Here is a 23,003-nt window from a genome sequence, read left to right on the forward strand (position 1 = left end):
TGCTGTCATCTTACAATCAATCCAACGCTGCCGCTGTATCAAAGGCACTCTGAACCGCCTCTGCAATCAGGCCTGTCTTGTCAGAATCACCGATATTGTAAATCCTGTCAAACCGATCCTTTATAGTATTATACAGGCCGTTATTTGCAGAGACACCCATAGACAATACGACCTCATCCGCAGGAATGGAAACACTTTCACCAGTTTCAAGATTTTCCGCCTTCACCGCATCCTGTGTGATTTCCAGAAGCTTATGCTTCATCCGTATATCAATCCCCGCAGCCATTGCATGGCCCATGGCCAACATTTGCTCCGTAGATGTCGCAGCCGGATCCGATGGCGGAAGCATATCGATGATGGTCACCTTATTTCCACGGCTCGCATAGGTGGCACCACATTCCAGACCTACAAGCCCGGCTCCCACAATCACAACCTGCTTTCCCTTGCCCTCCGGAAAATCAGCAAGAATATCCCGGACTTCCTTCACATTGGGCAATTTGATTCCCGGAATGGAACCCGGAATGACTGGATTAGATCCTGTACACACAAACACAGCATAGGGATCTAAGGCGGCGATGTCATCACCGTCAGCTTCTTTTCCTGCATTTACCTGAATTCCCAGCCGCTCCACTTCATTACGGAAATATTCGATATGCCACTTGAGCTTCGACTTACCATCCGGAACAGATCCAATCAGTTCCATGCCTCCCACCTCAGGTTTCTTTTCGAATATCACAGGAACAAATCCGCGTTTTGCAAGAGTGACAGCCGCCTCAAGCCCTGCCGGTCCACCCCCGGCTATGGCAACCTTACGTTCTTTTCCATCCTCTTTCAATACAATATCTTCCAGCTCCCGCAAAGCCAGCGGATTGACCGTACATCCGGAAACACCAGGTAATACTGGATTCATACAGTGCATACAGGAAATGCAGTGATGCATCTCGCGTTCTCTGCCCTGCTCCAGTTTGACTACCCACTCAGGCTCGGCCAAAAGCCCCCGCCCCATTCCAATCATGTCACATCTTCCTTCGGCAAGCACCTGCTCCACATACTCCGGATGTCTCAGGCTGCCGGTAGCCATGACCGGAATCTTTACACCGGACTTTTTAACAGCTTCTGCGAGCGGAACCTTCCAGCCTTCCGGACTGCGTCCATCGGCAGACATGCCCAGAATGTTGGTAAGCCCTCCTCCGGCACTGACAGAGATCATATCCGCTCCGGCTGCTTCCAGAATCGGACCGGCCTTGGCTGCTTTTTCCGCCGTCATTCCTTCGGGATTGAAATCATTTCCATTAATTTTGGTAGTCACGGCAAATCCCGCTCCGCAGGCCTTTTTAATCATGCCGATTAATTCTGTTGTAAATCGAAGGCCATTCTCCATGTTTTGCGCCCCATACTCATCCGTCCGCTTATTAAACAGGGGGGTGAGGAATTGCTCTAACAGATAATTATGGGCAATATGAACCTCCACTCCATCGGCTCCGGCTTTCTGCGCCCGGATGGCTCCCTGTACAAACGTATTCTGAAGCTCTTTAATCTCTTCCAGGCTGAAATCAGCCACCGCTTTAACTTCTGTAGCATCGCAGCCATATGCTGTTATTCCCGGATGCCAGGGCTGAAACAGGAATTTCGATCCATGACTATGTACCGCATCTACCAGTTTCTTCATCCCGGGAATAAACTTATCGTCATAGATTCCCGGCTGCATAGGCAACTTGGACGGATAGTCTGGAAACGTGATACAGGCACCGGTAACGATCAGGCCAACATGATTTTTTGCGTAATTCTCATAATAAGCAATCTGTCTGTCCGTAATGAAGTTATCGGGTGTGGACAGCCCTTTTGCCATAGCCAGGTACATCACCCGGTTGCGCAGCTGCATGGGTCCTACTTGAATTGGTTCTAAAATTTTATACATCTTTTTCGCCTTTCTGTTACACAATATTTATGGTTATAGTACCTGACATCCAGCCAGGTCTTTATCCATCTTGTTGTTAAAACCACCTTTGCCTATATACAATATTCCTGTTTAAAAAGTGTAATAAGTGATTCAATTGTCTGACTAACTTGCATTTTAGAAGTGATAAAATCTGTTTTTTCAATTAGGTTGTAGAGCCCCTCATAAAAGATAAACATCATATTCACCATATGATACGGATCTGCCTCCTTTTTAAGTTCTCCTTTTTGAATGGCTCTTGCGATGCTGTCCACTTTCATTTCATAGACACGCTTCCGATATGTTTTAAAAATCTGGTTCGCCTCTTTTAGGCTATCCTCTTTTAGACTGTCTTCTTTGGAAGTCGTAAAGATTGGATGTTCTGAATTCGGGGCTATATTTCGCGTACAATAGTAAAGATCTTCCCGTAATAGTTCTAGAATATGTTTATCCTGGCTGAATATTCTCCGATACTCAATCAGACTCCTTTCTGAATATGCTTTCACACATGCAAGATATAATACTGATTTGCTCTCAAAGTGATAATATAAGGGACCGCGTGAAATCCCTGCAGCTTCTGCAATGTCCCTCATGTTTGCAGCATCATATCCTTTTTTTAAAAATATCTGAATTCCTGTATTTATAATCAATTCTTTGTTTCTGCGCGTCTCTTCCGCCGTTGTCCTCATAATGTGTTTTTTCTCCATATCAATCATACACATGTGAATAATACATAGCTGTATGATAAACTTATATCATTCTTATACCATATTTTTATTTTTTATTCAAGTTATTTAATAAAACTTTATTATAATGTTGATTTCTCTACAAAATGTTCAAAAATCATTTTTAAACTTTGTTTCTTTTTTACCCAATCAAATAGCAGAATGTATTTTTATTTATCACCCTGCTTGTGAATGTCAATCTTTTTATTCTATTTACTACCCTATCCAACCGGCAATATCTTCCGGATCAAACGAATATTCAAGCGGCTTTCCATAAACCGTCTCATAGGCTCTTTTCTAAGGGATGAAAGGGCTTGATAAACGCGGTCTCCTATGGTATAATACACTGGTAAAAATAACATTGTTATCTTTGGTGATTTATGCAGACAAAAGCTAATGCCACAAAAAACCGAATATTGGATTGTGCCCGGAGTGAATTTCTGAGTGCAGGGTTTGCAAAAGCTTCTCTGCGGCGTATTGCTGCACAGGCAGAAGTGACAACCGGTGCAATCTATCGCTACTTTCCAGATAAACGCGCCCTGTTCACAGCGGCAACGGAGGAGGCTGTCACCCAGTTTGAAAAATTGATGGCTGGCATGAGCGATGAAACTGTGCTGGCTGCAGGCGAAGGGGTTTCTTTTGGTCCAAGAGATAGCCGGGAGAACATGGCAACATTTTACGGTATGATTTATGAATACTTTGACCAATTCTATCTTTTACTGATGTGCGGAGACGAAACAGGCGGCCGTTCTTTTCTCCATGAGTTTGTAAAGGTCGAGGAAGAATCTACGTTAGCGTATATTGGCGCATTAAAAAAGCATTATGGTTCCGATTATGAGGTGGACGAAGTTGCTCTTCACTTTTTACTGGAAGCCTATGTGTCTGCCCTCTTAGAGCCGGTACGCCACCGGATGAGTAGAAAAGACGCCATATTACATGCCCAGAACCTCAGCGTGTATTTTTCTGTGGGTTGGCTTGGCATGGAGCGCCTCCTGCGCGGCGAAAGTGAGGAATCGCTGATCCCTTGAAAGTAAAAAAGATATAAATGCCCGCTTCAGGTGGGCTTTATATAAATGCATCGGTTAGTTATATCTAACTCAAAACAAGAAAGGAGTCTGAATTATTGGAAAAAAAAGAAAAAAAGCAAAATGGTCTCTCCCAGTCCCTTGGCTATGCGGGCAGCCACAAGAGCCTGACAATCCTGGGGTGCACTCTTTCTGCCATAGCGGCGGTGCTGGGTCTTGCACCCTACATATGCGTCTGGCTGGCTGCAAGAGACGCTTTGGAGGTCTTCCCCAATCTGTCCGCCGCCCCGGATCTGGCGCGCTACGGATGGATGGCTGTTTGGTTTTCTGTAGCCAATGTACTTGTCTATTTTGCTGCGCTGATGTGTACCCATCTGGCGGCATTCCGTACCGCACGCAATATTAGAAACACACTGATGCGCCATGTGGTTCAATTACCACTCGGCTATTTTATGGGCAGTCAATCCGGGCTTATACGCAAGCAGGTTGATGAAAATGCCGGACTCACGGAAGATATGCTGGCGCACAAGCTGCCTGATTTAACAGGCGCAATTGTTACACCTATTGTCTCTGTCGCGGTACTGTTTTTCTATGACTGGGTAATGGGATTATTATGTCTGCTCACCATGGTTTTGGCACTTGTCAGCATGTTTGTGATGATGAGCGGTGATAATGCCACCTTCTTTCACCGTTATCAGTTAGAGGTGGAAAAGATGAGCGGCGAGGCAGTGGAATATGTACGTGGCATTCCTGTGGTGAAGGTATTCCAGCAAACGGTGTACTCCTTCAAAGCCTTTTATAATGCCATCATGTCCTATTCCGACCTTGCAGGCAAGTATTCCATGAGCTGTCAGAAAGGGCAAACCTTTTTCCTCACCTGTATCAACGGTGCATTTGCACTGCTCGTTCCGGCAGCGCTCCTTATGGCAAACCGCGGTGACCCGGTTGGAGTACTTGTTAATTTCATCTTCTACGCTTTGTTTGCCCCTGCCTGTGGAGGCATGATTAACCGCATTATGTACGCAAGCGATGCTGTACGCCAAACGGACGAGGCAATGTTTAAGCTCAACCGGATTTTAGAGGAAAAACCTCTGCCAGAGCCAACTGCTCCGAAGAAACCACAGGGTGCAAGTGTGGAATTTCAAAATGTCACCTTTTGCTATCCCGGTACCGAAAATCCTGCTTTGGACCATGTCAGCTTTTCTGTCCCCGAAGGCGGAACCGTGGCGCTGGTAGGACCGTCCGGCGGCGGTAAAACCACAGCAGCCAGCCTGATCCCGCGCTTTTGGGATGTACAAAAAGGCAGCGTTCTCATTGGCGGTGTTGATGTACGTGAAATCGCAAAAGAGGAACTGATGCAGCGTGTCGCCTTTGTATTTCAGGATACAAAGCTTTTTAAGAAAAGCCTGTATGAAAATATTCGTACCTCCTGCCCTGATGCCGCCCGTGAGCAGGTGCTCGCCGCTGCACACGCCGCACAATGTGATGATATTTTAGAAAAAATGCCGGACGGCATTGATACCGTGGTAGGCACAAAGGGCGTCTATCTTTCAGGCGGCGAGGCGCAGCGTATCGCTTTGGCGAGAGCAATCCTAAAAGATGCGCCGATTATCGTGCTGGATGAAGCGACTGCCTTTGCCGACCCGGAGAATGAGTATCAGATACAAAAAGCATTTGAGAAACTAACCCGAGGTAAAACCGTGCTTATGATTGCCCATCGTCTATCCACCATTCAAAACGCCGATCAGATCCTGGTGTTGAATGAGGGCCAGGTGATGGAAAGAGGGACACAGGCGGAGCTGCTTTGGCAGGAGGGTAAGTATGCTGCTATGTGGGCGGACTACAGCCGTGCTGCTCAGTGGAAGGTTGGAAAGGAGGCCGCAGTATGACAAAGAGGTTACAACATATTTTTGCCCTAAGTGAACGGGGTGCAAGGGATTTGGTAAAATCAACGCTGTGGACAGTGATCTGCAACATCGCCCTCATGCTTCCCATAGGTGTTGTCATGGCAACCGTCCAGCTGCTGCTGAACAGCACAGTCACCGGCGAAAGCCCCCTGTCACACTTTTGGCTCTATACGGGCTTGTCGGCTGCTCTTTTGGTGTTGCTTTATGTCCTGCACTATTTTCAATATGCGGCGCTATACAACGCCACCTTTTTAGAGAGTGCAAACCGCCGTATTGGCATTGCCGAAACCCTGCGGCGCCTGCCGCTGTCTTTCTTCGGTAAACGAGATTTGAGCGATTTGACTGCCACCATGATTTCCGACTGTGCGCAGCTTGACCAAATGTTTTCTCATCACATACCTGTAGTGATTGCTTCCTGCATTTCCACAACCATAATCGGCATTATGCTGTTCATTATGAATTGGCGTATGGCGCTTGCCATCCTTTGGGTAGTCCCCGTTGCCTTAGTTTTAACGGTGGGTACTAAAAAGCTGCAGGATAAATACGGCAGCAGAAGTATTCTGAAAAAGCGGGCTGTTACCGACCATATACAGGAGGGTCTTGAGACCATTCGCAATATAAAGGCAGATAACTTAGAAGAAAGTTACCTTGCAGAACTGAACGAAAAAACACAAATTGCCGAACAAGGCTGCATACAAGCAGAGCTTGTAGGTGGTTCCTTCATTAGTACCGCACAAGCTTTTTTAAAGGTTGGCCTTGCCACAACCGTACTGGTGGGAATCACTCAGGTAACGTCTGGAAAGCTCGATTTTCTGTTTTTTCTCGGTTTCCTGTTTGCTGCCGCACGAATCTACGACCCGATTTCACAGACACTGCAAAATATAGCCGCCACCTTCAATGCGAAGCTCTATATTGACCGTATGCGTGCCATTCAGGAGGAACCGGTACAAAGCGGAACGGAACATTTCACCCCGGATGGGTTTGACATCGTGTTCAGCCATGTCAACTTTTCTTACCAGGGCGATGAAGAAGGCGTTTTAAAGGATGTATCCTTCTTGGCAAAGCAAGGCGAGGTCACTGCGCTGGTAGGACCCTCTGGCGGGGGGAAATCTACCGCTGCCAAATTGGCAGCCCGTTTCTGGGATGCCGGAGCCGGAAAGATTACCCTTGGGGGCGTAGATGTATCCTCGGTTGACCCGGAAACACTGCTGAAATACTACGCCATCGTGTTTCAGGACGTGGTGCTTTTCCGTGATACCATTATGGAAAACATCCGCCTTGGGCGGCGGGGCGCAAGTGATGAAGAGGTACTTGCCGCCGCCAAAGCCGCCCACTGCGACGAATTTGTGCAGGTGCTTCCCGGAAAATATGAGACGATGATTGGGGAAAACGGCGCAACGCTTTCCGGCGGGGAGCGCCAGCGTATCTCCATTGCCCGCGCATTACTAAAAAATTCCCCTATTGTTTTGCTGGATGAAGCCACCGCCAGTTTAGATGTGGAAAATGAGAGTGCAGTACAAAAGGCGCTTTCTCACCTGCTGCAAGGCAAAACAGTTCTCATTATCGCCCACCGTATGCGTACCGTCGCAGGTGCCGATAAGATTGTGGTTCTGGAAGAGGGCAGAGTAGCCGAACAGGGCACTCCGGATGAGCTTATGAAAAACGGCAAATTCTTCCGCCGTATGGTACAGCTGCAGCAGGAAACCACCGCATGGACACTTGGAAACAACGTCTGACACGAAAAACATTCATATGTGTATCAGCCGCCTCCGGGCGGCTGATTTTAGTTTTAATTCCTTATCCATACTCTCGCTTTTCCTTTCTCCGTCTAGAATCTCTTTCACTTCTACCTTATAGAACTCCGCCATTTGGATGAGAATACTTAAATCCGGCATATTCGTACCGGTTTCCCATCGGGAGATTGTTCTTCCTGACACACAAATAATTTCTGCAAGTTGTTCTTGTGTCAGTCCTTTGTCCTTACGAAGTGCCTTTAGAAATTCTCCTATCTTTTTTGCATCCATTCCTTTCACCTCCCCGTTCCTTTACATATTATCATAACCACTGACAGTAAAACATGACACCAAGCGAGAAATGTCTTGTTTTCACTATTAGACACAATTGTCTAGCAAACATTTTTTACTCTACAGTTTGCTTAGCTCATCCATCATTGCACGTCGGTTCCTATATTTCATTCTCCACTGTTCACTAATCCCTTCAACAATCTTTGAACCACCTTTAATCTTCTGCATTCGTCGAAGCAATGATACCAGTTGCTTATAATTCTTTCTATCACTTGTATATGCTGCCATCTTATTTACTTCTGTCTCATACTTTATTAGCAATTGCTCTGGATAATCCTTTTTCAAAATACTTTCGTATTCCTGCAAAACATATAATCCATTGCTTTTCAACACAAATTCTAATAAACGGTCATATAGTTTTTCCTCTTTATATAAGTATTCAATGTGTGCATATTTCGGTAACTGTCTAAATATCGCTTCTCTTTGAACAATCCACTCTTCTGCTGTATATTGCTTTTTCAATTCTTTATACAAATCCAGATTCCCCGCTTCATACTCTAATACGAGTTTCCAAAGCTGGTTAATATAGTCCTCTTTCTTCCCCTGTTGCAAATAAATTTCTTTCTTCTTTTCACTATACTCAGAAACCAAGCCTCTGTAATCTCTATCCAATAAAATGCTTTCATCCAATACTCGAATTGCATTTTCGTAATCTTTTTTTCGCATACAGAAATCTATATAGTATCTTCTTACAGAAGAATTTTTCCAATATTTTTTGCAGAAGTCAATGCATTTTTGTTCCGACTTAACATCTTCGCTCAGCAGTTCTAAATATCTCAACGCCCATTTGCCAACACCATAGCTCCTACTCCAATCAGAGTCTTTGCCATCAGATTTCTCAATCATCTGTTCAATAAAGGTAAGCTTATCTCGTCTATACTTACTTTCTTTAAAATCCTCTATGATAATCTGTTCTATGTATTCTTCCAGATAATCTATAGTAGATCCATCCAGATGAGTCGTGAACCACACAAACATTTTTTCCTTATCCTGAGCAGTTACTTTAGAAAGCAATTCTATCCAAAGCTGATATATTCTATCCGCAAGCATACCTCTGCATCATCACAAAAGTAGTCATGCCCTCTAGCCAAAATATGTGGTGCAAATAATTTTTCCCATTTCATCTATCTGTTCTCTCCAATACTTTTACTATCTTCCTGCAAAATGCCCTATCGTATCCTTTAGGTCATCACTAAACTCTTCTAAATCTTCCATTGTAACTCCGTCATCTATCTGCACCGAGATTATCGCTGCAATTCCTTCGAAAGATTTCGAATCAAATCTTTCAACTGTCTTGACGATTTTATCATTATAAAAGTACCTCCAAATATTGTCTTAAAATTTTATCTACACGAAACTCTTTTGCATATTGCATCAGCGTCCGTAATTTTTTATCTTTCCTTTTTGCATATTGCTTCAAAGCATCCTGAAATGTTTGAATTTCAATATTGCTTCTATTTCGAATCAAATCACAAATTGTTCGCTCCATATCATACACTGGAACCTCATGACCAAAGGATGTCTTCATCATAGTCTTTCCTAGTTCATGCAGCTCTTTTTTTACCGTATATACCTGAATCCCATCTGCTCGTAATTTTGATGGATTATATCCAGTCTTTACTGTTGTCGCGTATTCCATCGGTTCTCGATCAGAAACAGGAGCAGTTCTGTGACCAGAGCAAGGTCATTAACAACTTCAATTCCCCTACAATCTAGAAGTATCTTTAAACAAAGCCTACCCAAATTCCAACTACTATAAGTAATATACCAAGTATCCTTCCCGCAATTCTTGATTTCTGGTATCCTAAAAGAGCACCCGTTTCAGGCGTAACAAATGGTAGTACAGCAGCAACTATACCCATTACTATAATTCCGCCTCCAATAATGAAGTCACTATTTGATAAAACTCCATAAATCATAACAAGAAATCCAATAATTATTCCGATAATAAAATATTTGATTTTACCTTCAGCTTTTTCAATATTCTTTGTATAGTTGTTTTCACATTTATTGCAACAAAACTCAAAACTGTTACTTATTTCTCTGCCACAATATTTGCATTTTTTCACTTTGTGTCACCTCGACAACTTCTTAATTTTCAGTTCTACAAACTGGGATTTGTAAGTTTCGTTATTGTTTGTTCATAGATGCGACCATCTCTGATGATTTCACAGTCATTTGAACCCAAGCGGGTTTAAATCCGCTCCTAATCGCGTTTCTGGCTGATTTTATATTTGACCATGCACAACAATAAAATGGTACCTTTCCGCGGTTAATAATTTCGATAGCCAATCTACTCGTAAGTGCTGATGCAATTCCTTGTTTGCGATACTCAGGTAGCACATCTACACCAATTTGCCACATAGTATCACAATCAGCAGAACATGCCGCTAATCCAATCAATCTTCCTTTCTCATACGCACCGACTCCAAGTACATCAAGTTCCTTTCTGTCTTCGCAAAGGGCATTACTCCATTCTGCCTTGTATAAATCCTTAAAATCCTCTGCAAAAAGAACTTTAGTTTCATACTTACATGGCAATGCTACTAAATCTTCAACATCAGGAAGAAAATATTCCGCCATAAAACAAACTCTATAGCCATCTTTTTGAAATGCATCATTAAGGATATGCATATTAGGTGTTTCAAAACAATGTTCTACTGCATATGTATTGATATAATCTGAAACAGTAGCCATATACTTTTCATCTACCGTTGCAACTATATTATTTCCATATGAAATCAAGTCACAAATATGTGGAAGTTTTAAGTATCTTCGTGCATTAACATTTTCTTTCGATACCGTGACAACATTTTGACACTGTTTAAAATCTTCCACCTTGCAATTTGAGTCTATAGCAGATTGTTCCATAGCAATCTGAATAATCATTTCATTTGTCATAATAATTCCCTTTCAATTATACAAACTTTAATTTGTTGCTTACATTATACTTCATCAACATAAAGAATGGAAGATTATTTGTGCCAGAGTTCCAGCTTAAACCTTGTAACGCACATTTCCACAAAATCAATTTCAACTTTTCTTATATCGCATTACCTACAGAACATTCACCTAATCCCAAAAGGCCTGCCAAAGCTATTTTCTTTTCCTATATAAAACTATTCTCTTTGAATTACAATCCCCAAAAGTAACGTCTAGACTTTGCTTTTTTTACATAGATTTGATTTCTTCAACTCTCTTTATCCGTCCTGCAATTTTCGTATAATATTCTTTCAATTTTGGATCTGTTCGTAATGGAAATTTTTCAAGATTTCTCAATAATTCCAGACCATATTTATCTTTTAACAATATACGAATTTTAAACAAATACGTATAGTACTTCAGCATCAATCGCTCAGAATTTTCTTCATCAAGGGTATAATGTAAATCCTTAATTCTTGGACGATTAGACAGTAAAAGGACTCAATGTTTTGATAGTTGCACATTCTTTGATATTTCATACCTTATTATGACATCATTGGATATTCCATTGCACGAGGAGTGTGAACCAAACTTTATTTTCAAAGAACCAAGATATCCTGATGCATAATATTCTAGGTATCAAAAAGGTATCACACCCCACAGAAAAGCCCCAAGGACCGCGTAAATACGCCATTCTTGGGGCTTTGTTCTCTATTCAAACTCAATTGTGGCCGGTGGCTTTGGTGACATATCGAAGCAGACTCTGTTTACATTGTCAACTTCGTCCAGAATACGACTTGTGATGGTTTCAAGGACATCCCAGTCCACTTTCTCGATCGTGGCTGTCATCGCATCCACAGTGTTGATTGCGCGGATGATAACCATATAGTCAAAACTGCGGGCATGATTTTTCATACCGACGGACTTAAAATCAGGAACCACGGTAAAATACTGCCATACTCGTCTGTCCAGCCCCGCTTTTTCGAATTCATCCCGTAAGATCGCATCGGATTCACGCACAGCCTCCAGGCGGTCTCTTGTAATAGCGCCAAGGCATCTAACTCCAAGCCCCGGTCCCGGAAATGGCTGACGATTGACCATGTAATCTGGCAGTCCAAGCTCTGTTCCACATGCCCGAACCTCGTCTTTGAATAACTGTTTTAAAGGCTCCACCAGTTCAAACTGCATATCCTTGGGCAGTCCCCCGACGTTATGATGGGATTTCACCATCTTTGCCGTCTTTGTTCCGCTCTCGATAATATCTGGATAAATGGTCCCCTGTCCCAGGTAATGAATGCCGTCAAGCTTCATTGCCTCCTCGTCGAAGACACGTATGAATTCATTTCCAATAATCTTTCTCTTATTCTCCGGATCCGAGACGCCTTCCAGCTTACTAAGAAAGCGTTCAGAAGCGTCCACATAGACAAGATTTGCATGGAGTTGTTTCTGGAATACCTCAACAACGCTTTCAGATTCACCTTTCCGCATCAGACCATGATTTACATGTACACAGACCAGCTGCTGTCCGATTGCCTTTATGAGCAAAGCGGCAACCACAGAGGAATCCACGCCGCCGGATAACGCGAGAAGTACCTTCTTGTCCCCGATCTCCTCTCTTAGGCTTTCTACCTGTTCACTGATAAAGTTTCTCATATTCCAGTTTGCCTCTGCTTTACAGTCGCCAAATACAAACTGTTTCAATTTTTCATCTGATGGCATCTCATCAAACTGCTGCCTACATTTTGCCGTTGGATGATCCACCGAAATCATAGGAACGCCACAATTATAGATCGCAGAATCCACATCCACAGCTTTTCCTTCCACAATCCGGTTTTCACCGCCATTTAATATAATACCTCTGACATGATCCATGTTCTTCAACTCCTCTACCGTGATATCAAAAGGATGAATCTCACTGTAAACTCCCAGTTTTCGAACTGCCCTTGCCAAATCTGTGTTTTTTGTGCTTCCCAAATCTAATATGATAATTCTGTCTTCTTTCACTTCATTCTCCCTTCGTATTCCACCGAAACATCCTGATCTCTGAAATCTTATCTATCCGACAAACACTGATAAGTCATAGATACCGTAGTGTAGATACGATAAATATTTTTCATATTTATATGATAGCAAAAACAAAGTATGTTATCAACTATAAATCACGCAATCAGGCCGATGAAAAACGTCAGTTTGGTTGCTTATTTTTCAAAATTTGTTATAATAAAGACAAGGCAATAGTGGATAAGGAGGATATCAGTTAATGGCACATGTAATAGCTGTCGCCGGAAAAGGCGGAGTAGGTAAAACCACACTATGTGGATTAATCATTCAATATTTATGTGAAAGCGGAAAATCACCAGTATTAGCGGTTGACGCAGATGCGAATTCCAACTTGAACGAAGTGCTCGGAGTAAAGGCCGGTCCAACCTTAGGTCAGGTTCGCGAGGAGATCGAACGAGCAGGAGTTGATAAAGATTCTCCCATACCGAATGGGATGACGAAGGCAGATTATCTCCAGATGCGTCTGGAGGATGCACTGACAGAGGAGGATGATTACGATCTCATGATCATGGGACGTTCTCAGGGACAGGGCTGTTACTGCTATGTCAATGGTCTGCTGCAGGCCCAGATACAAAAACTTCAGGGGAATTATCCCTATATTCTGGTAGACAACGAAGCTGGGATGGAACATATCAGCCGCGGAATACTCCCCCAGATGGACACGATGATCGTGGTCAGCGACTGTTCAAGAAGGGGTGTGGAGGCCGCTGGCCGCATCGCAGCATTGGTTCATGAATGTCACATGAAACCCAAAACCATGGGGCTGATCATAAATCGTGCGCCAAACGGCGAGTTAAACCAGGGGATTCAGGATGCAATCAAAGAACAGGGACTTACCCTGTTGGGTATCGTCCCACACGATGAGGCAGTCTACAACTTCGACTGCGACGGAAAAGCAATCGTAAATCTCCCCAAAGATTCACTGGTGAAAAAAGCACTGACGGACATCATCGAAAAGCTTGATCTTTAATAAACTAGATACGATCAGTTTCACTCACCAGAAGGTTTCTTTCTGTCAAAGGGTATGATTATCCTCTGACAAAAAGGAGCCTTTCTTTTTTATCATAAGGATTGATAAGAATACATTCCCCTTCGTATAGAACAGACCGGATTCCTCATCTTGAATCCGGCCTGTTTGTGTATTTCTCAATGTCACAAAGGTATCTAGATAAATTTCAGAAAATTTTATTCGTATGTAAAAAGTTGTTCCCAGTATTTTACTCCGTTGCTCTCATAGAAACCGACACCAATCTTTGTAAAGTTTTTATTCATAATGTTGGCGCGATGTCCCGGGCTGTTGATCCAGCCTGTCATGACTTCTTCTGGGGTTTGCTGTCCATAGGCGATATTCTCCCCGGTTCCATGATACGATACACCATTCTCCTGAAGGACTGTGCTGAAGGATGTCCCGTTTGGACGTGTATGTGAAAATGAAACTTCCGTTTCTTTGGCTCGTATATTCGCAGCTTTTTCAAGTGCTGCATCATACTGTAACGCAGCAAGTCCTTCTTTCGCTCTCTCCTGATTTACAAGAGCAATCACCTGCGCTGCATAAGAGGACTCGGACTGGTCTGGCTGATCCGTATCCTGATTGGGCTGCTCCGCTACAGGAGTCTCCGAATCCTGATTGGGCTGCTCTGCTGATGGCTGTTCATCGCCTGGGATCTGAATGGTTCCTCCATTGCAGTCAAGCTTGATGTCTGAGCAATCGATGCCCATACTCTCAAGTTTTTCTTTGATTTCGTCCATATTGCTTCCAGTTATAACCCTGACTCCCTTTTGCGTCTGTATCTCACACTGTGCGGGATCTGTGGCAGCAGATACCGGTATCCCGGCCGAAGCCCCTAAGGTGGTGACCATCAGTGCTGCGATCACTAATTTATGTTTCACAATATTCCTCCTTTTTATTTCATAGTTATGACATATGTATTTCATTTTTGTTACAAAAAGATTGTATCACAACGTATGCCTCAATGATACAAGTAAATATTGGAAAAACAAATGGGATTGACAAACAAACCGGACTTTGATAAAATTGATTAGTCTCAACTAACTTAAACCACATCATTGAATGACTAAACTAAAGGAGAACATACGTATGAAGTTTCACAGCCTACCTAATCTATTGATGAAAGGTGCAGCGTTCATGCTTGCCACTTCCCTTCTGGCGGGATGCCAGGGGGCCTTTGCCGGCTCATCCGGTGCATCTGCCGATAAAGAGAAAACTTCTGTAACACAGAGTAATTCAAAAGAACTTTCTGATAAGGACACACAGTATCCAATTCGAATAAAACATGCTCTCGGTGAGACCGTAATAGAGAAAAAGCCGGAGAGAGTTGCAACGATATTCTGGGGAAATCAGGATGTAGCGCTTGCATTCGGCATCGTGCCTGTCGGTGTCTCTGAGGCAAACTATGGGGTCACAGACGGCAGTGGTCTTTTGCCATGGACTCTAGATAAATTCAAAGAGCTCGGCGTGGAAGATCCCGTTCTCTTCCATGACACCGATGGACTCGACTATGAAGCAATCAGCGACGTAAATCCCGATGTCATTCTTGCAGGCTACTCCGGAATCACTCAGGAGGAATATGACACCTTAAGTGAGATCGCCCCGGTAGTGGCTTATCCAAATGCCCCATGGCAGACCTCGTGGAGGGAGCAGATCCGAATCGACTCCAGAGGACTTGGCATGGAGCAGGAAGGAAAAGATCTGGTTAAAGATCTGGAGCAGATGATTCAGGAAAAAGTGGCTGAGTATCCTCAGCTTAAAGATAAAACAGCCGGATTCTTATACATCACTCCCTCTGATTTGGGCAAAGTGTACGTCTACTTAAAAGATGACCCGAGAGGTGGATTTCTTACTGATCTGGGCATGAATCTTTCCAGGGAAGTTGAAAATCTTGGTACTTCTGAAGATGGTTTCTCCATGACCGTCAGTGCAGAAAATGTTGATGTCCTGAACGGGCTGGATATCATCGTAGCATACGGAGATGACCAGTTGCTGAAGACACTTCAGGAAGACCCGTTGTTCGGCACCATTCCTGCAATCAAAAGAGGGTCGGTCGTATTCATCGAGAATAACACACCGCTTGCGGCTTCCGGAACCCCCAGTGCTCTCTCAATTCCCGCGACAATCGATGAATATCTGTCCCTTCTCGGAAAGGCCGCAAATAAAGTACAATGAAACAAGAAAAACAAACAAAAAAACTTCTCATTACTCTCACGATCTGTCTGATCAGTGTATTGCTATGTTTCGGGGCATCTCTGATTTTTGGCTCCCGTAATGTCAGTATGCATGATATCAAAGCCGCTCTTTTTTATAACCAGTCAGATACCATCGGACAGATCGTCGTGAAAAAAAGGATTCCACGAACCATATTTTCGCTGATTGCAGGAGCATCCCTTGGAATTTCAGGAGCCGTCATGCAGGCAGTCACACGCAACCCCATCGCAGATCCCAGTGTTCTGGGCGTCAATACCGGCGCTTCACTCTTTGTTGTGATCGGAATCGCATTTTTCAACATTTCAAGTGCCAGTCAATACATATGGCTCGCTCTTCTTGGTGCAGCAGTCACAACAGTCTTTGTATACGGAATCGGGTCAATGGGGTCCGGCGGTGTAACACCTATTAAACTGGCTCTTGCCGGATCTGCCACAAGTGCTGCACTTTCATCATTTGTCAGTGCAATTCTCATGCCGAGGGCCGAGGTTATGGATACGTTCCGATTCTGGCAGGTAGGAAGTGTCAGCGGTGCAAACTGGGGAAATATCCGTACTATTCTTCCATTTGTGATAATCGGATCTTTGACTGCATTTGTTCTGGCTCCAGTTTTAAATGCCATGGCACTCGGCGATGAAATGGCCTCTGTTCTCGGAGTACACACCGGTGCGGCAAGATTTCTGGGTGCATTGTCAGGTGTAATCTTATGCGGTGCCGTGACAGCTGTCGCCGGACCGATCGGATTCGTCGGACTTATGGTTCCACATGTTATGCGTCTGCTTCTTGGACCTGATCAGCGGGTAATACTTCCGATGTCCGCTCTTGGAGGAGCCCTCGTATTGACAACTGCCGATGTAATCGGACGTATCCTGGGAAGTCCGGGGGAACTGGAATCAGGCATCGTCACGGCATTCGTCGGTGCACCGATCCTGATTCTGATCGCAATGAGATCAAAGGGGAGTTCATTATGACAGATAAAAGTAATAAAATCGTGATGAATGGTTTCCATAAGAGAAAACGACGTTATGTTACAGTCACCTGCTTCCTTGCCATTTTTGTCCTGATCCTCTGCACTATCGTGCTCTTATATGGAAATACCATCTATTCACTTTCAACTATTTGGAGAGTGCTAAAAGGGGAAAATGTTAAAGGAGCCACATTTGCAGTCAAATCACTGCGGCTTCCCCGGATGCTGGCCGGCCTTTTATGTGGATTCGCATTTGGCATGGCTGGCAGTACCTTTCAGACTATGCTGCGCAATCCTCTTGCAAGCCCTGATATTATCGGTGTCACCTCGGGATCCAGTGCGGCAGCGATATTCGCACTGATCATTCTGGGATTGTCCGGCCCTTCCGTATCGATCGCAGCTGTTCTTGGCGGAACACTTACTGCTTTCTTCATCTATCTTCTTTCAAAAGGCGGTAAATACAACGGCGGCCGTCTGATTCTGATCGGGCTTGGCGTGCAGGCGATGTTAACTGCACTGATTAATTATTTTATGTTGAAAGCACCGCAGCACGATGTTCCAACAGCTTTTCGCTGGCTGAGCGGAAGTCTAAATGGAATATCATTATCCGATATTCCAATGCTCGCAGTTGTATTGTTAATCTTTACACCTGTGATCGTAATGCTGGGCAGACATCTGCAAATTCTGGAACTTGGAGAGGACTCTGCTACAACACTCGGTGTACATGCAGATCGAACCAGGCTTTTGCTGATCTTAAGCTCTGTAGTCTGCATCGCATTTGCCACTGCTGTCGCAGGGCCGATTGCTTTCGTCTCTTTCCTGTCCGGGCCGATCGCAAAAACGCTCGTAGGTGCGGGCATGCAAAATGAACTCCCTTCCGGACTTATAGGCACCTGTCTCGTGCTTTTGGCAGATCTGATCGGTCAATTTGCATTCACCACGCGCTTTCCGGTCGGCGTAATTACTGGGATCCTCGGTGCACCTTACCTGATATTTTTACTGATTCGCATGAATAAACGTGGAGGTATGTAATGAACAAACATCAATTAAAAGTGAATCACATCACTGCCGGATATGGGGACAAAACAATATTAAAAGATGTCGATCTGACGATCCCATCCAATAAAATCAGCGTCATACTCGGGGCGAACGCATGTGGTAAATCAACTCTGTTAAAGACGGTTGCACGACTGTTACAACCATCCTCCGGGAAAATCACGCTGGATGGTCAAAATATTAGTTCTCTCCCATCAAAACAACTTGCCAGAGTTTTGGGCCTGCTCCCTCAATCTCCCATTGTACCAGAAGGAATTGTCGTAGCTGATCTGGTAAGCAGAGGACGTTTTCCCCATCAACCCTTTATGAAAGGCCTGGGAAAAAAAGACTATGAAGCGGTAGAAGAGGCTTTAGAAATCATGGGAATCACCGAGCTTTCCAACCGTAGGCTGGATGAGCTCTCCGGCGGACAGCGACAAAGAGCATGGATCGCGATGGCTCTTGCTCAACAGACAGATATTCTCCTGCTAGATGAACCTACTACCTACCTCGATATCACCTACCAAGTCGAGATTCTCGATCTGCTGACCGATCTAAACCGAAGAAAAGGCACAACAATCGTCATGGTTCTCCACGATATCAATCTGTCCGCACGGTACGCAGACTATATCTTTGCGATGCGAGAGGGCACACTGGTCCAGGAGGGCGCCCCAAAAGAAGTGGTCACGGAAGAACTGATACAAAAAATATATAACATGAACTGTTCCGTAATCAGTGACCCTGTATCGCTTTCGCCATTTGTCCTGCCCAAAGGAAGACATCATGTGCTGGAATCCTGTGCCTCCTGAAAATTTTTAGGAAATGTCTAAAAACACTTGCAAAATCATCCATGATATGATATTATAAATCTCGGTCACTGCTTTAAGTGATTCGAGAATAAGGCTCCGTGGTCAAGCGGTTAAGACATCGCCCTTTCACGGCGGTATCATGGGTTCAAATCCCGTCGGAGTCATATGGCGTCGTAGCCAAGTGGTAAGGCACGGGTCTGCAACACCCTTATGCACCAGTTCAAATCTGGTCGACGCCTCTATTATAAGAAAAAACCTGAGGATTGATTCCTCAGGTTTTTTCTTATAAAACTTTTTAAAACTCCACAAATTTTTCTGATTTACATCCACATATAGGACATACATCCGGGGTGTCATCTACAACGGTATATCCGCACACCGGGCAGATATATATCTTCTTCAATTCAATATCTTTACCCTGTTTGACACAGTCAAGTGCATCCTGGAATAATTTTGCATGAATTTTCTCAGCTTCCAGAGCATAATGAAAAGAACGCTGTGCGCCTTTCTCATCCTGAAATTCAGCTGCGTTCAGATAAACTGGATACATCTGCTCTACTTCATGCAGCTCACCGTTGATTCCACCTTGAAGGTTTTCAGCTGTTGTCCCATAGCAAAAAACACCGCCTGCAGTCACAGTGGCATCCTGAGGCGTATCCCCATCGATCTCGCGGAAATGATTTCCGGCATGAACAGACTCTGCAAAAGCAATCGCACGAAACAGCCTGCCGACATTCGGGAATCCCTCTTTGTCTGCCACGTCAGCCCAGTGATTATAGCGCATATGAGCCATACTCTCTCCGCCATAGGCTGAATGTAAGAAATCTGATGTCATTGCATTTTTTACTGCCATAATGAAATTCTCCTTATTGTTTGTTCGGGTCACAAAGTTATGCTTTTCCATGCAAGCATGAAACGCATAACCTTTTGACCCTGGCATCATCATGTTATTCGAAGACTACAATAGCCTCTTCTCTCTTGAATCTCGGAAGAATGGTCTCGATTACGCGGAAATGATGATTCAGTTCCACCTGCTCAGCATAAGCTGTCGCCATATCCTGTCCGATTACAAGATCCATGTTCTCAACATCGGATGCGCAAAGAACTGCTTTTCCTGTTCCCAGAGCACGTGCGAGATAGATATGTCCGTTCACCAGTTTGGAAACACGATCAATCTCAAGAAGACCTGTCCCGGGCTGTAATCTCTGCATCTGCATGTAGAGATCTGGGCTGACTGCCAGTGAATAAGTACCAAAGATACCCTGTTGTGCCAGGTATGTGATTCCGGAAGCAATATCCGTAAATGAATTCTCCCCGCTGCTCCAGTCATTTTTCTTAATTTTCTTCGCACCTTCAGCAGTTGTAAGACCTGTAATACCCAGTTCTTTATTTCCGAAATAAATCAGTTTGTCTTCTTTTAGAGCACACGCATCTGCTGCTCTGGATGCCTTGGCGAGATCCAACGGGAATCCCGTCTGCTCTGCCGTCTCAAGGTCCCTCGCCAGTAATGTAAAGTCTTCATGCAGTGCGGGAATCTGCACATACTTTCTTCCGGTGATTGTGACCAAACCATCCTTTTCTACTTCTGAAACTGCCTGTGCGTCATCGATGGCAATCGACTGCACGCCAGCTCCAAGCGGACCGAAAATATTCAGAAAACGTCTGCCGGTTAAAGTGCGGCGGGCCGCTTTCACAACAGTATCATCAATCTGGGCCCACAGCCCTTCAGGAAGAGAAATCGCTTCTCTTGATAAATAACTCATCATATAACCTCCTCTGTCTAAATATCTAAACTTTATCTTTAATCCTCATCAACCATACTGCCAACGGTACCTTCCGGTGCTGATGGTTCCGATTCCCCAGGAACGGGGCTTGGACCTACATCTGCGATCCCAAGATCCTCCAGCATCTCTTTTACTTCACCTTCTCCGGAGGCAAACAGATCAGCCTCCTTCGGATCAAGATTCCGAAGCAGGGTCATCAGTTCACCGACATGGGCTCTCTCCTCATCTCGGATATCCGCTAATACTGCCTTGGCCATCTCGTTGTCTGTGGCCTGTACATGTGCATCATACAGATAGATAGCCTCCAATTCTCCCGCTATATCCAGACGTACCGCCTGAATCAACTCGTCCTTGTTCATCTTACGATCTACATTTCCCTGAAATGGGTTTGCAAAAGCTGGCATATTGATTCATTCCTCCTTAAAAGTAATAATTTGTTATTTTAGGATCAAGGAAAAAACTACTAAATATTGTATAATTTTCCTTCAATTGTATTTTAACATCATTATTTTTACGTGTCAATGAAACAAACAAGACAAAATCAAGATATTTTAATTTATATTTCTTAAATTAGTAATACAATTTTACATGAAAATCCCCGTTGAAGTCGTGTGATTCTCTGTTGATAGCTTATAGTATTGTCAAATTTACGATTTTTATTTCATTCTTACCAAAAAAAGCTTATACTGTTATTAAGCGTATTAGCACAAGCTACATTCTCATGTTATAATAAAAGGAGTGATTTATAATGGCGGATTATGAAGAATTGAAACAAATGGCTTTGGATTCAGGATTTTCCCACGTAGGTGATCTGGATGTGGACACCATTGAATTAAAGCAGGAAGTCAGAGACATGTGTTCTGCTGACAAATGTCATGCCTATGCAAAAAACTGGTCTTGTCCCCCTGCCTGTGGTACAATCGAGGAATGTGCAAAAAAGGTTCATAAGTATAAGAGGGGTATTCTCCTTCAGACTACCGGAGAGGTAGATACGATGGATATTGATGACATTATGGAACTTGCAGCTGATCATAAAGAGCACTATGACACTTTTCAGAAAAAGGTCCGGAAACAGTATCCGGATGCCATGATCATCCGAGACGGGGCCTGCACAAAATGCAAAACCTGTACATATCCCGATGCACCTTGTCGATTTCCCAATGAACTTTTCCATCCAATGGAAGGGCTGGGAATGCTGGTGAGTGAAGTCTGTCAAAGAAATAACCTGCCTTATTATTACGGTCCCGGTACACTTACCTATGTGGGATGTGTTTTAATTGAATAGTGAAAAGAAAGGTCTAAAAATATATAACATGAAAGAAATAAGCAAAAGAAAACTCTCAGTATGTCCCCATCAAAAGACCTGCGGAGGTTGCGACTATCCGAACATTCCTTACAAGGAACAATTGTCTGCAAAAGAGGACTACGTCAGAAAATGTCTTCTGGGTCTCTGTAAAGTTGACCCAATTATCGGCATGGAGAATCCTACACACTACCGAAATAAGGTAACTGCCGAATTTGCCCATAAAAAGGACGGGGCCATCATATCCGGCAGATACCGTGAGAGAAGCCATCAGGTTATTCCCGTAGAAAACTGCCTGATTGAGGATGAAATAGCGGATTCCATCATTCTGGAAATCCGTGATCTGCTGAAGTCTTTTAAGATCAAGGTATACAGTGAAGTCAGCGGCTATGGACTCCTGCGTCACGTGCTGATCCGAAGAGGCTTTGTCAGCGGGGAAGTTATGGTGGTTCTGGTTCTCACCTCTCCCATACTTCCGTCAAAAAACAACTTTGTAAAAGCACTTCGCAAAGTGCACCCTGAGATCAGCACGGTAATCATCAATGTCAATGACAAGCCAACCAGCATGGTCCTCGGAGAACGAAATATTACCCTTTACGGAAAAGGCTACATCCAAGATCAATTATGCGGACTCACGTTTAGAATCTCTCCGTCTTCATTCTATCAGGTCAATCCTGTCCAGACGGAAATTTTATACCAAAAAGCACTGGAACTGGCCAGTCTTACCGGAAAGGAAAGAGTACTGGACGCTTATTGCGGAATCGGAACAATTGGCATGACCGCAGCTGCCGGCGCCAATGAAGTAATCGGAATAGAGCTGAATAAAGCTGCCATAAAAGACGCCGTGATCAATGCACGACAAAACAAGATTAAAAACATAACCTTTTACCAGGGCGATGCAGGAAAATTCATGCAGGATCTTGCACGGGAAAGTGAAAAGATTGATCTCGTATTCATGGATCCTCCTCGCAACGGAAGTGATGATGCCTTCTTGATGTCCCTTGTAAAGTTAAAGCCGGAAAGGGTGATCTATATCTCATGTAATCCCGAGACACTGGCCAGAGATCTGAAATACCTGGCAAAACATGGTTATCATGTAGTGAAAGCGGTTCCGGTTGACATGTTCGCATACACCGCGCACTTAGAGACAATCGTTTCACTGCAAAGAGGGAACTTGTAAAAACCCATGAAATCAGGCACCTTGCAAAAATATATCCACAAGGTG

At 44.0% G+C, this 23,003-nt stretch carries 21 protein-coding genes, 2 tRNA genes and 1 pseudogene; 12 read left to right on the forward strand and 12 right to left on the reverse strand.

Annotation, left to right across the window (positions count from 1 at the left end):
- Window positions 1-16 precede the first annotated feature (16 nt).
- Complete coding sequence (locus INP51_RS13610) at window positions 17-1,918, reverse strand: NAD(P)/FAD-dependent oxidoreductase (protein WP_193735353.1); 1,902 nt, start codon at window positions 1,916-1,918, stop codon at window positions 17-19.
- A 92-nt stretch (window positions 1,919-2,010) separates the two neighbouring features.
- Complete coding sequence (locus tag INP51_RS13615) at window positions 2,011-2,643, reverse strand: TetR/AcrR family transcriptional regulator (protein ID WP_193735354.1); 633 nt, start codon at window positions 2,641-2,643, stop codon at window positions 2,011-2,013.
- 398 nt (window positions 2,644-3,041) lie between these two features.
- Here INP51_RS13615 and INP51_RS13620 point away from each other — a divergent pair, with 398 nt between their 5' ends.
- The 3 genes from INP51_RS13620 (at window position 3,042) to INP51_RS13630 (ending at window position 7,329) form a co-directional block, all read left to right on the forward strand.
- Complete coding sequence (locus tag INP51_RS13620) at window positions 3,042-3,689, forward strand: TetR/AcrR family transcriptional regulator (protein WP_193735355.1); 648 nt, start codon at window positions 3,042-3,044, stop codon at window positions 3,687-3,689.
- A 95-nt stretch (window positions 3,690-3,784) separates the two neighbouring features.
- Window positions 3,785-5,575 (forward strand): ABC transporter ATP-binding protein, encoded by a 1,791-nt coding sequence (locus INP51_RS13625; RefSeq protein WP_193735356.1) that lies wholly within the window; start codon window positions 3,785-3,787, stop codon window positions 5,573-5,575.
- Window positions 5,572-7,329, forward strand: a complete 1,758-nt coding sequence (locus INP51_RS13630) for an ABC transporter ATP-binding protein (RefSeq protein WP_193735357.1) — start codon at window positions 5,572-5,574, stop codon at window positions 7,327-7,329. Before INP51_RS13625 ends, INP51_RS13630 begins: the two co-directional genes overlap by 4 nt.
- A 12-nt stretch (window positions 7,330-7,341) precedes the next feature.
- Here the strand turns inward: INP51_RS13630 and INP51_RS13635 are convergent, their stop codons facing one another.
- From INP51_RS13635 to guaA, 6 genes and pseudogenes are all read right to left on the reverse strand, one after another.
- Window positions 7,342-7,617, reverse strand: a complete 276-nt coding sequence (locus tag INP51_RS13635) for a helix-turn-helix domain-containing protein (RefSeq protein WP_329602308.1) — start codon at window positions 7,615-7,617, stop codon at window positions 7,342-7,344.
- Between the two features lie 120 nt (window positions 7,618-7,737).
- On the reverse strand, window positions 7,738-8,727 hold the full coding sequence (locus INP51_RS13640; protein ID WP_193735358.1) for a hypothetical protein: 990 nt from the start codon (window positions 8,725-8,727) through the stop codon (window positions 7,738-7,740).
- Window positions 8,728-8,986: 259 nt separating this feature from the next.
- Window positions 8,987-9,349: pseudogene (locus INP51_RS13645) on the reverse strand (type IV toxin-antitoxin system AbiEi family antitoxin domain-containing protein); the annotation flags it as partial.
- 52 nt (window positions 9,350-9,401) lie between these two features.
- Window positions 9,402-9,746, reverse strand: coding sequence for a DUF2116 family Zn-ribbon domain-containing protein (locus tag INP51_RS13650; RefSeq protein ID WP_193735359.1), 345 nt, complete (start codon window positions 9,744-9,746; stop codon window positions 9,402-9,404).
- Window positions 9,747-9,807: 61 nt separating this feature from the next.
- On the reverse strand, window positions 9,808-10,578 hold the full coding sequence (locus tag INP51_RS13655; protein WP_193735360.1) for a GNAT family N-acetyltransferase: 771 nt from the start codon (window positions 10,576-10,578) through the stop codon (window positions 9,808-9,810).
- Window positions 10,579-11,310: 732 nt separating this feature from the next.
- The gene (gene guaA, locus INP51_RS13660; RefSeq protein WP_193735361.1) at window positions 11,311-12,603 is read right to left on the reverse strand and encodes a glutamine-hydrolyzing GMP synthase; all 1,293 of its coding nucleotides are present in this window, start codon (window positions 12,601-12,603) and stop codon (window positions 11,311-11,313) included.
- Between the two features lie 256 nt (window positions 12,604-12,859).
- Here guaA and INP51_RS13665 point away from each other — a divergent pair, with 256 nt between their 5' ends.
- Window positions 12,860-13,630, forward strand: a complete 771-nt coding sequence (locus INP51_RS13665) for an ATP-binding protein (RefSeq protein WP_193735362.1) — start codon at window positions 12,860-12,862, stop codon at window positions 13,628-13,630.
- A gap of 215 nt (window positions 13,631-13,845) precedes the next feature.
- Here INP51_RS13665 and INP51_RS13670 read toward each other — a convergent pair whose 3' ends face one another.
- Window positions 13,846-14,550: a CAP domain-containing protein gene (locus tag INP51_RS13670; protein WP_230406812.1), complete on the reverse strand. Its 705-nt coding sequence runs from the start codon at window positions 14,548-14,550 to the stop codon at window positions 13,846-13,848.
- A 208-nt stretch (window positions 14,551-14,758) separates the two neighbouring features.
- Here INP51_RS13670 and INP51_RS13675 point away from each other — a divergent pair, with 208 nt between their 5' ends.
- The 6 genes from INP51_RS13675 (at window position 14,759) to INP51_RS13700 (ending at window position 18,930) form a co-directional block, all read left to right on the forward strand.
- A complete protein-coding gene (locus tag INP51_RS13675) occupies window positions 14,759-15,844 on the forward strand; it encodes an iron-siderophore ABC transporter substrate-binding protein (protein ID WP_230406813.1) in 1,086 nt (361 codons plus the stop codon).
- A complete protein-coding gene (locus INP51_RS13680; RefSeq protein WP_193735363.1) occupies window positions 15,841-16,851 on the forward strand; it encodes a FecCD family ABC transporter permease in 1,011 nt (336 codons plus the stop codon). The genes INP51_RS13675 and INP51_RS13680 overlap by 4 nt, the downstream gene beginning before the upstream one ends.
- Window positions 16,848-17,879, forward strand: coding sequence for a FecCD family ABC transporter permease (locus tag INP51_RS13685; protein WP_193735364.1), 1,032 nt, complete (start codon window positions 16,848-16,850; stop codon window positions 17,877-17,879). Before INP51_RS13680 ends, INP51_RS13685 begins: the two co-directional genes overlap by 4 nt.
- Window positions 17,879-18,691, forward strand: a complete 813-nt coding sequence (locus tag INP51_RS13690; RefSeq protein ID WP_193735365.1) for an ABC transporter ATP-binding protein — start codon at window positions 17,879-17,881, stop codon at window positions 18,689-18,691. Before INP51_RS13685 ends, INP51_RS13690 begins: the two co-directional genes overlap by 1 nt.
- A 92-nt stretch (window positions 18,692-18,783) precedes the next feature.
- Window positions 18,784-18,855 (forward strand) — tRNA-Glu (locus tag INP51_RS13695).
- 3 nt (window positions 18,856-18,858) lie between these two features.
- Window positions 18,859-18,930, forward strand: a tRNA-Cys gene (locus INP51_RS13700).
- Between the two features lie 56 nt (window positions 18,931-18,986).
- On the opposite strand, the gene INP51_RS13705 is transcribed toward INP51_RS13700, so the two are convergent.
- The 3 genes from INP51_RS13705 to INP51_RS13715 form a co-directional block, all read right to left on the reverse strand.
- Complete coding sequence (locus INP51_RS13705; RefSeq protein ID WP_193735366.1) at window positions 18,987-19,544, reverse strand: rubrerythrin family protein; 558 nt, start codon at window positions 19,542-19,544, stop codon at window positions 18,987-18,989.
- Between the two features lie 94 nt (window positions 19,545-19,638).
- Complete coding sequence (locus INP51_RS13710) at window positions 19,639-20,457, reverse strand: family 1 encapsulin nanocompartment shell protein (protein ID WP_329602309.1); 819 nt, start codon at window positions 20,455-20,457, stop codon at window positions 19,639-19,641.
- 35 nt (window positions 20,458-20,492) lie between these two features.
- The gene (locus tag INP51_RS13715; protein WP_193735367.1) at window positions 20,493-20,879 is read right to left on the reverse strand and encodes a demethoxyubiquinone hydroxylase family protein; all 387 of its coding nucleotides are present in this window, start codon (window positions 20,877-20,879) and stop codon (window positions 20,493-20,495) included.
- A gap of 344 nt (window positions 20,880-21,223) precedes the next feature.
- Between INP51_RS13715 and INP51_RS13720 the strand changes: the two genes are divergently transcribed.
- On the forward strand, window positions 21,224-21,760 hold the full coding sequence (locus INP51_RS13720; protein WP_193735368.1) for a DUF2284 domain-containing protein: 537 nt from the start codon (window positions 21,224-21,226) through the stop codon (window positions 21,758-21,760).
- 28 nt (window positions 21,761-21,788) lie between these two features.
- Window positions 21,789-22,958 carry a 23S rRNA (uracil(1939)-C(5))-methyltransferase RlmD gene (gene rlmD, locus INP51_RS13725; RefSeq protein WP_193735369.1) on the forward strand — a complete coding sequence of 390 codons (1,170 nt, stop codon included), beginning with the start codon at window positions 21,789-21,791 and terminating at the stop codon, window positions 22,956-22,958.
- Window positions 22,959-23,003 lie beyond the last annotated feature (45 nt).

The sequence above is a fragment of the Blautia liquoris genome, from assembly GCF_015159595.1.
In the GTDB taxonomy this organism is placed as follows: Bacteria; Bacillota; Clostridia; order Lachnospirales; family Lachnospiraceae; genus Novisyntrophococcus; species Novisyntrophococcus liquoris.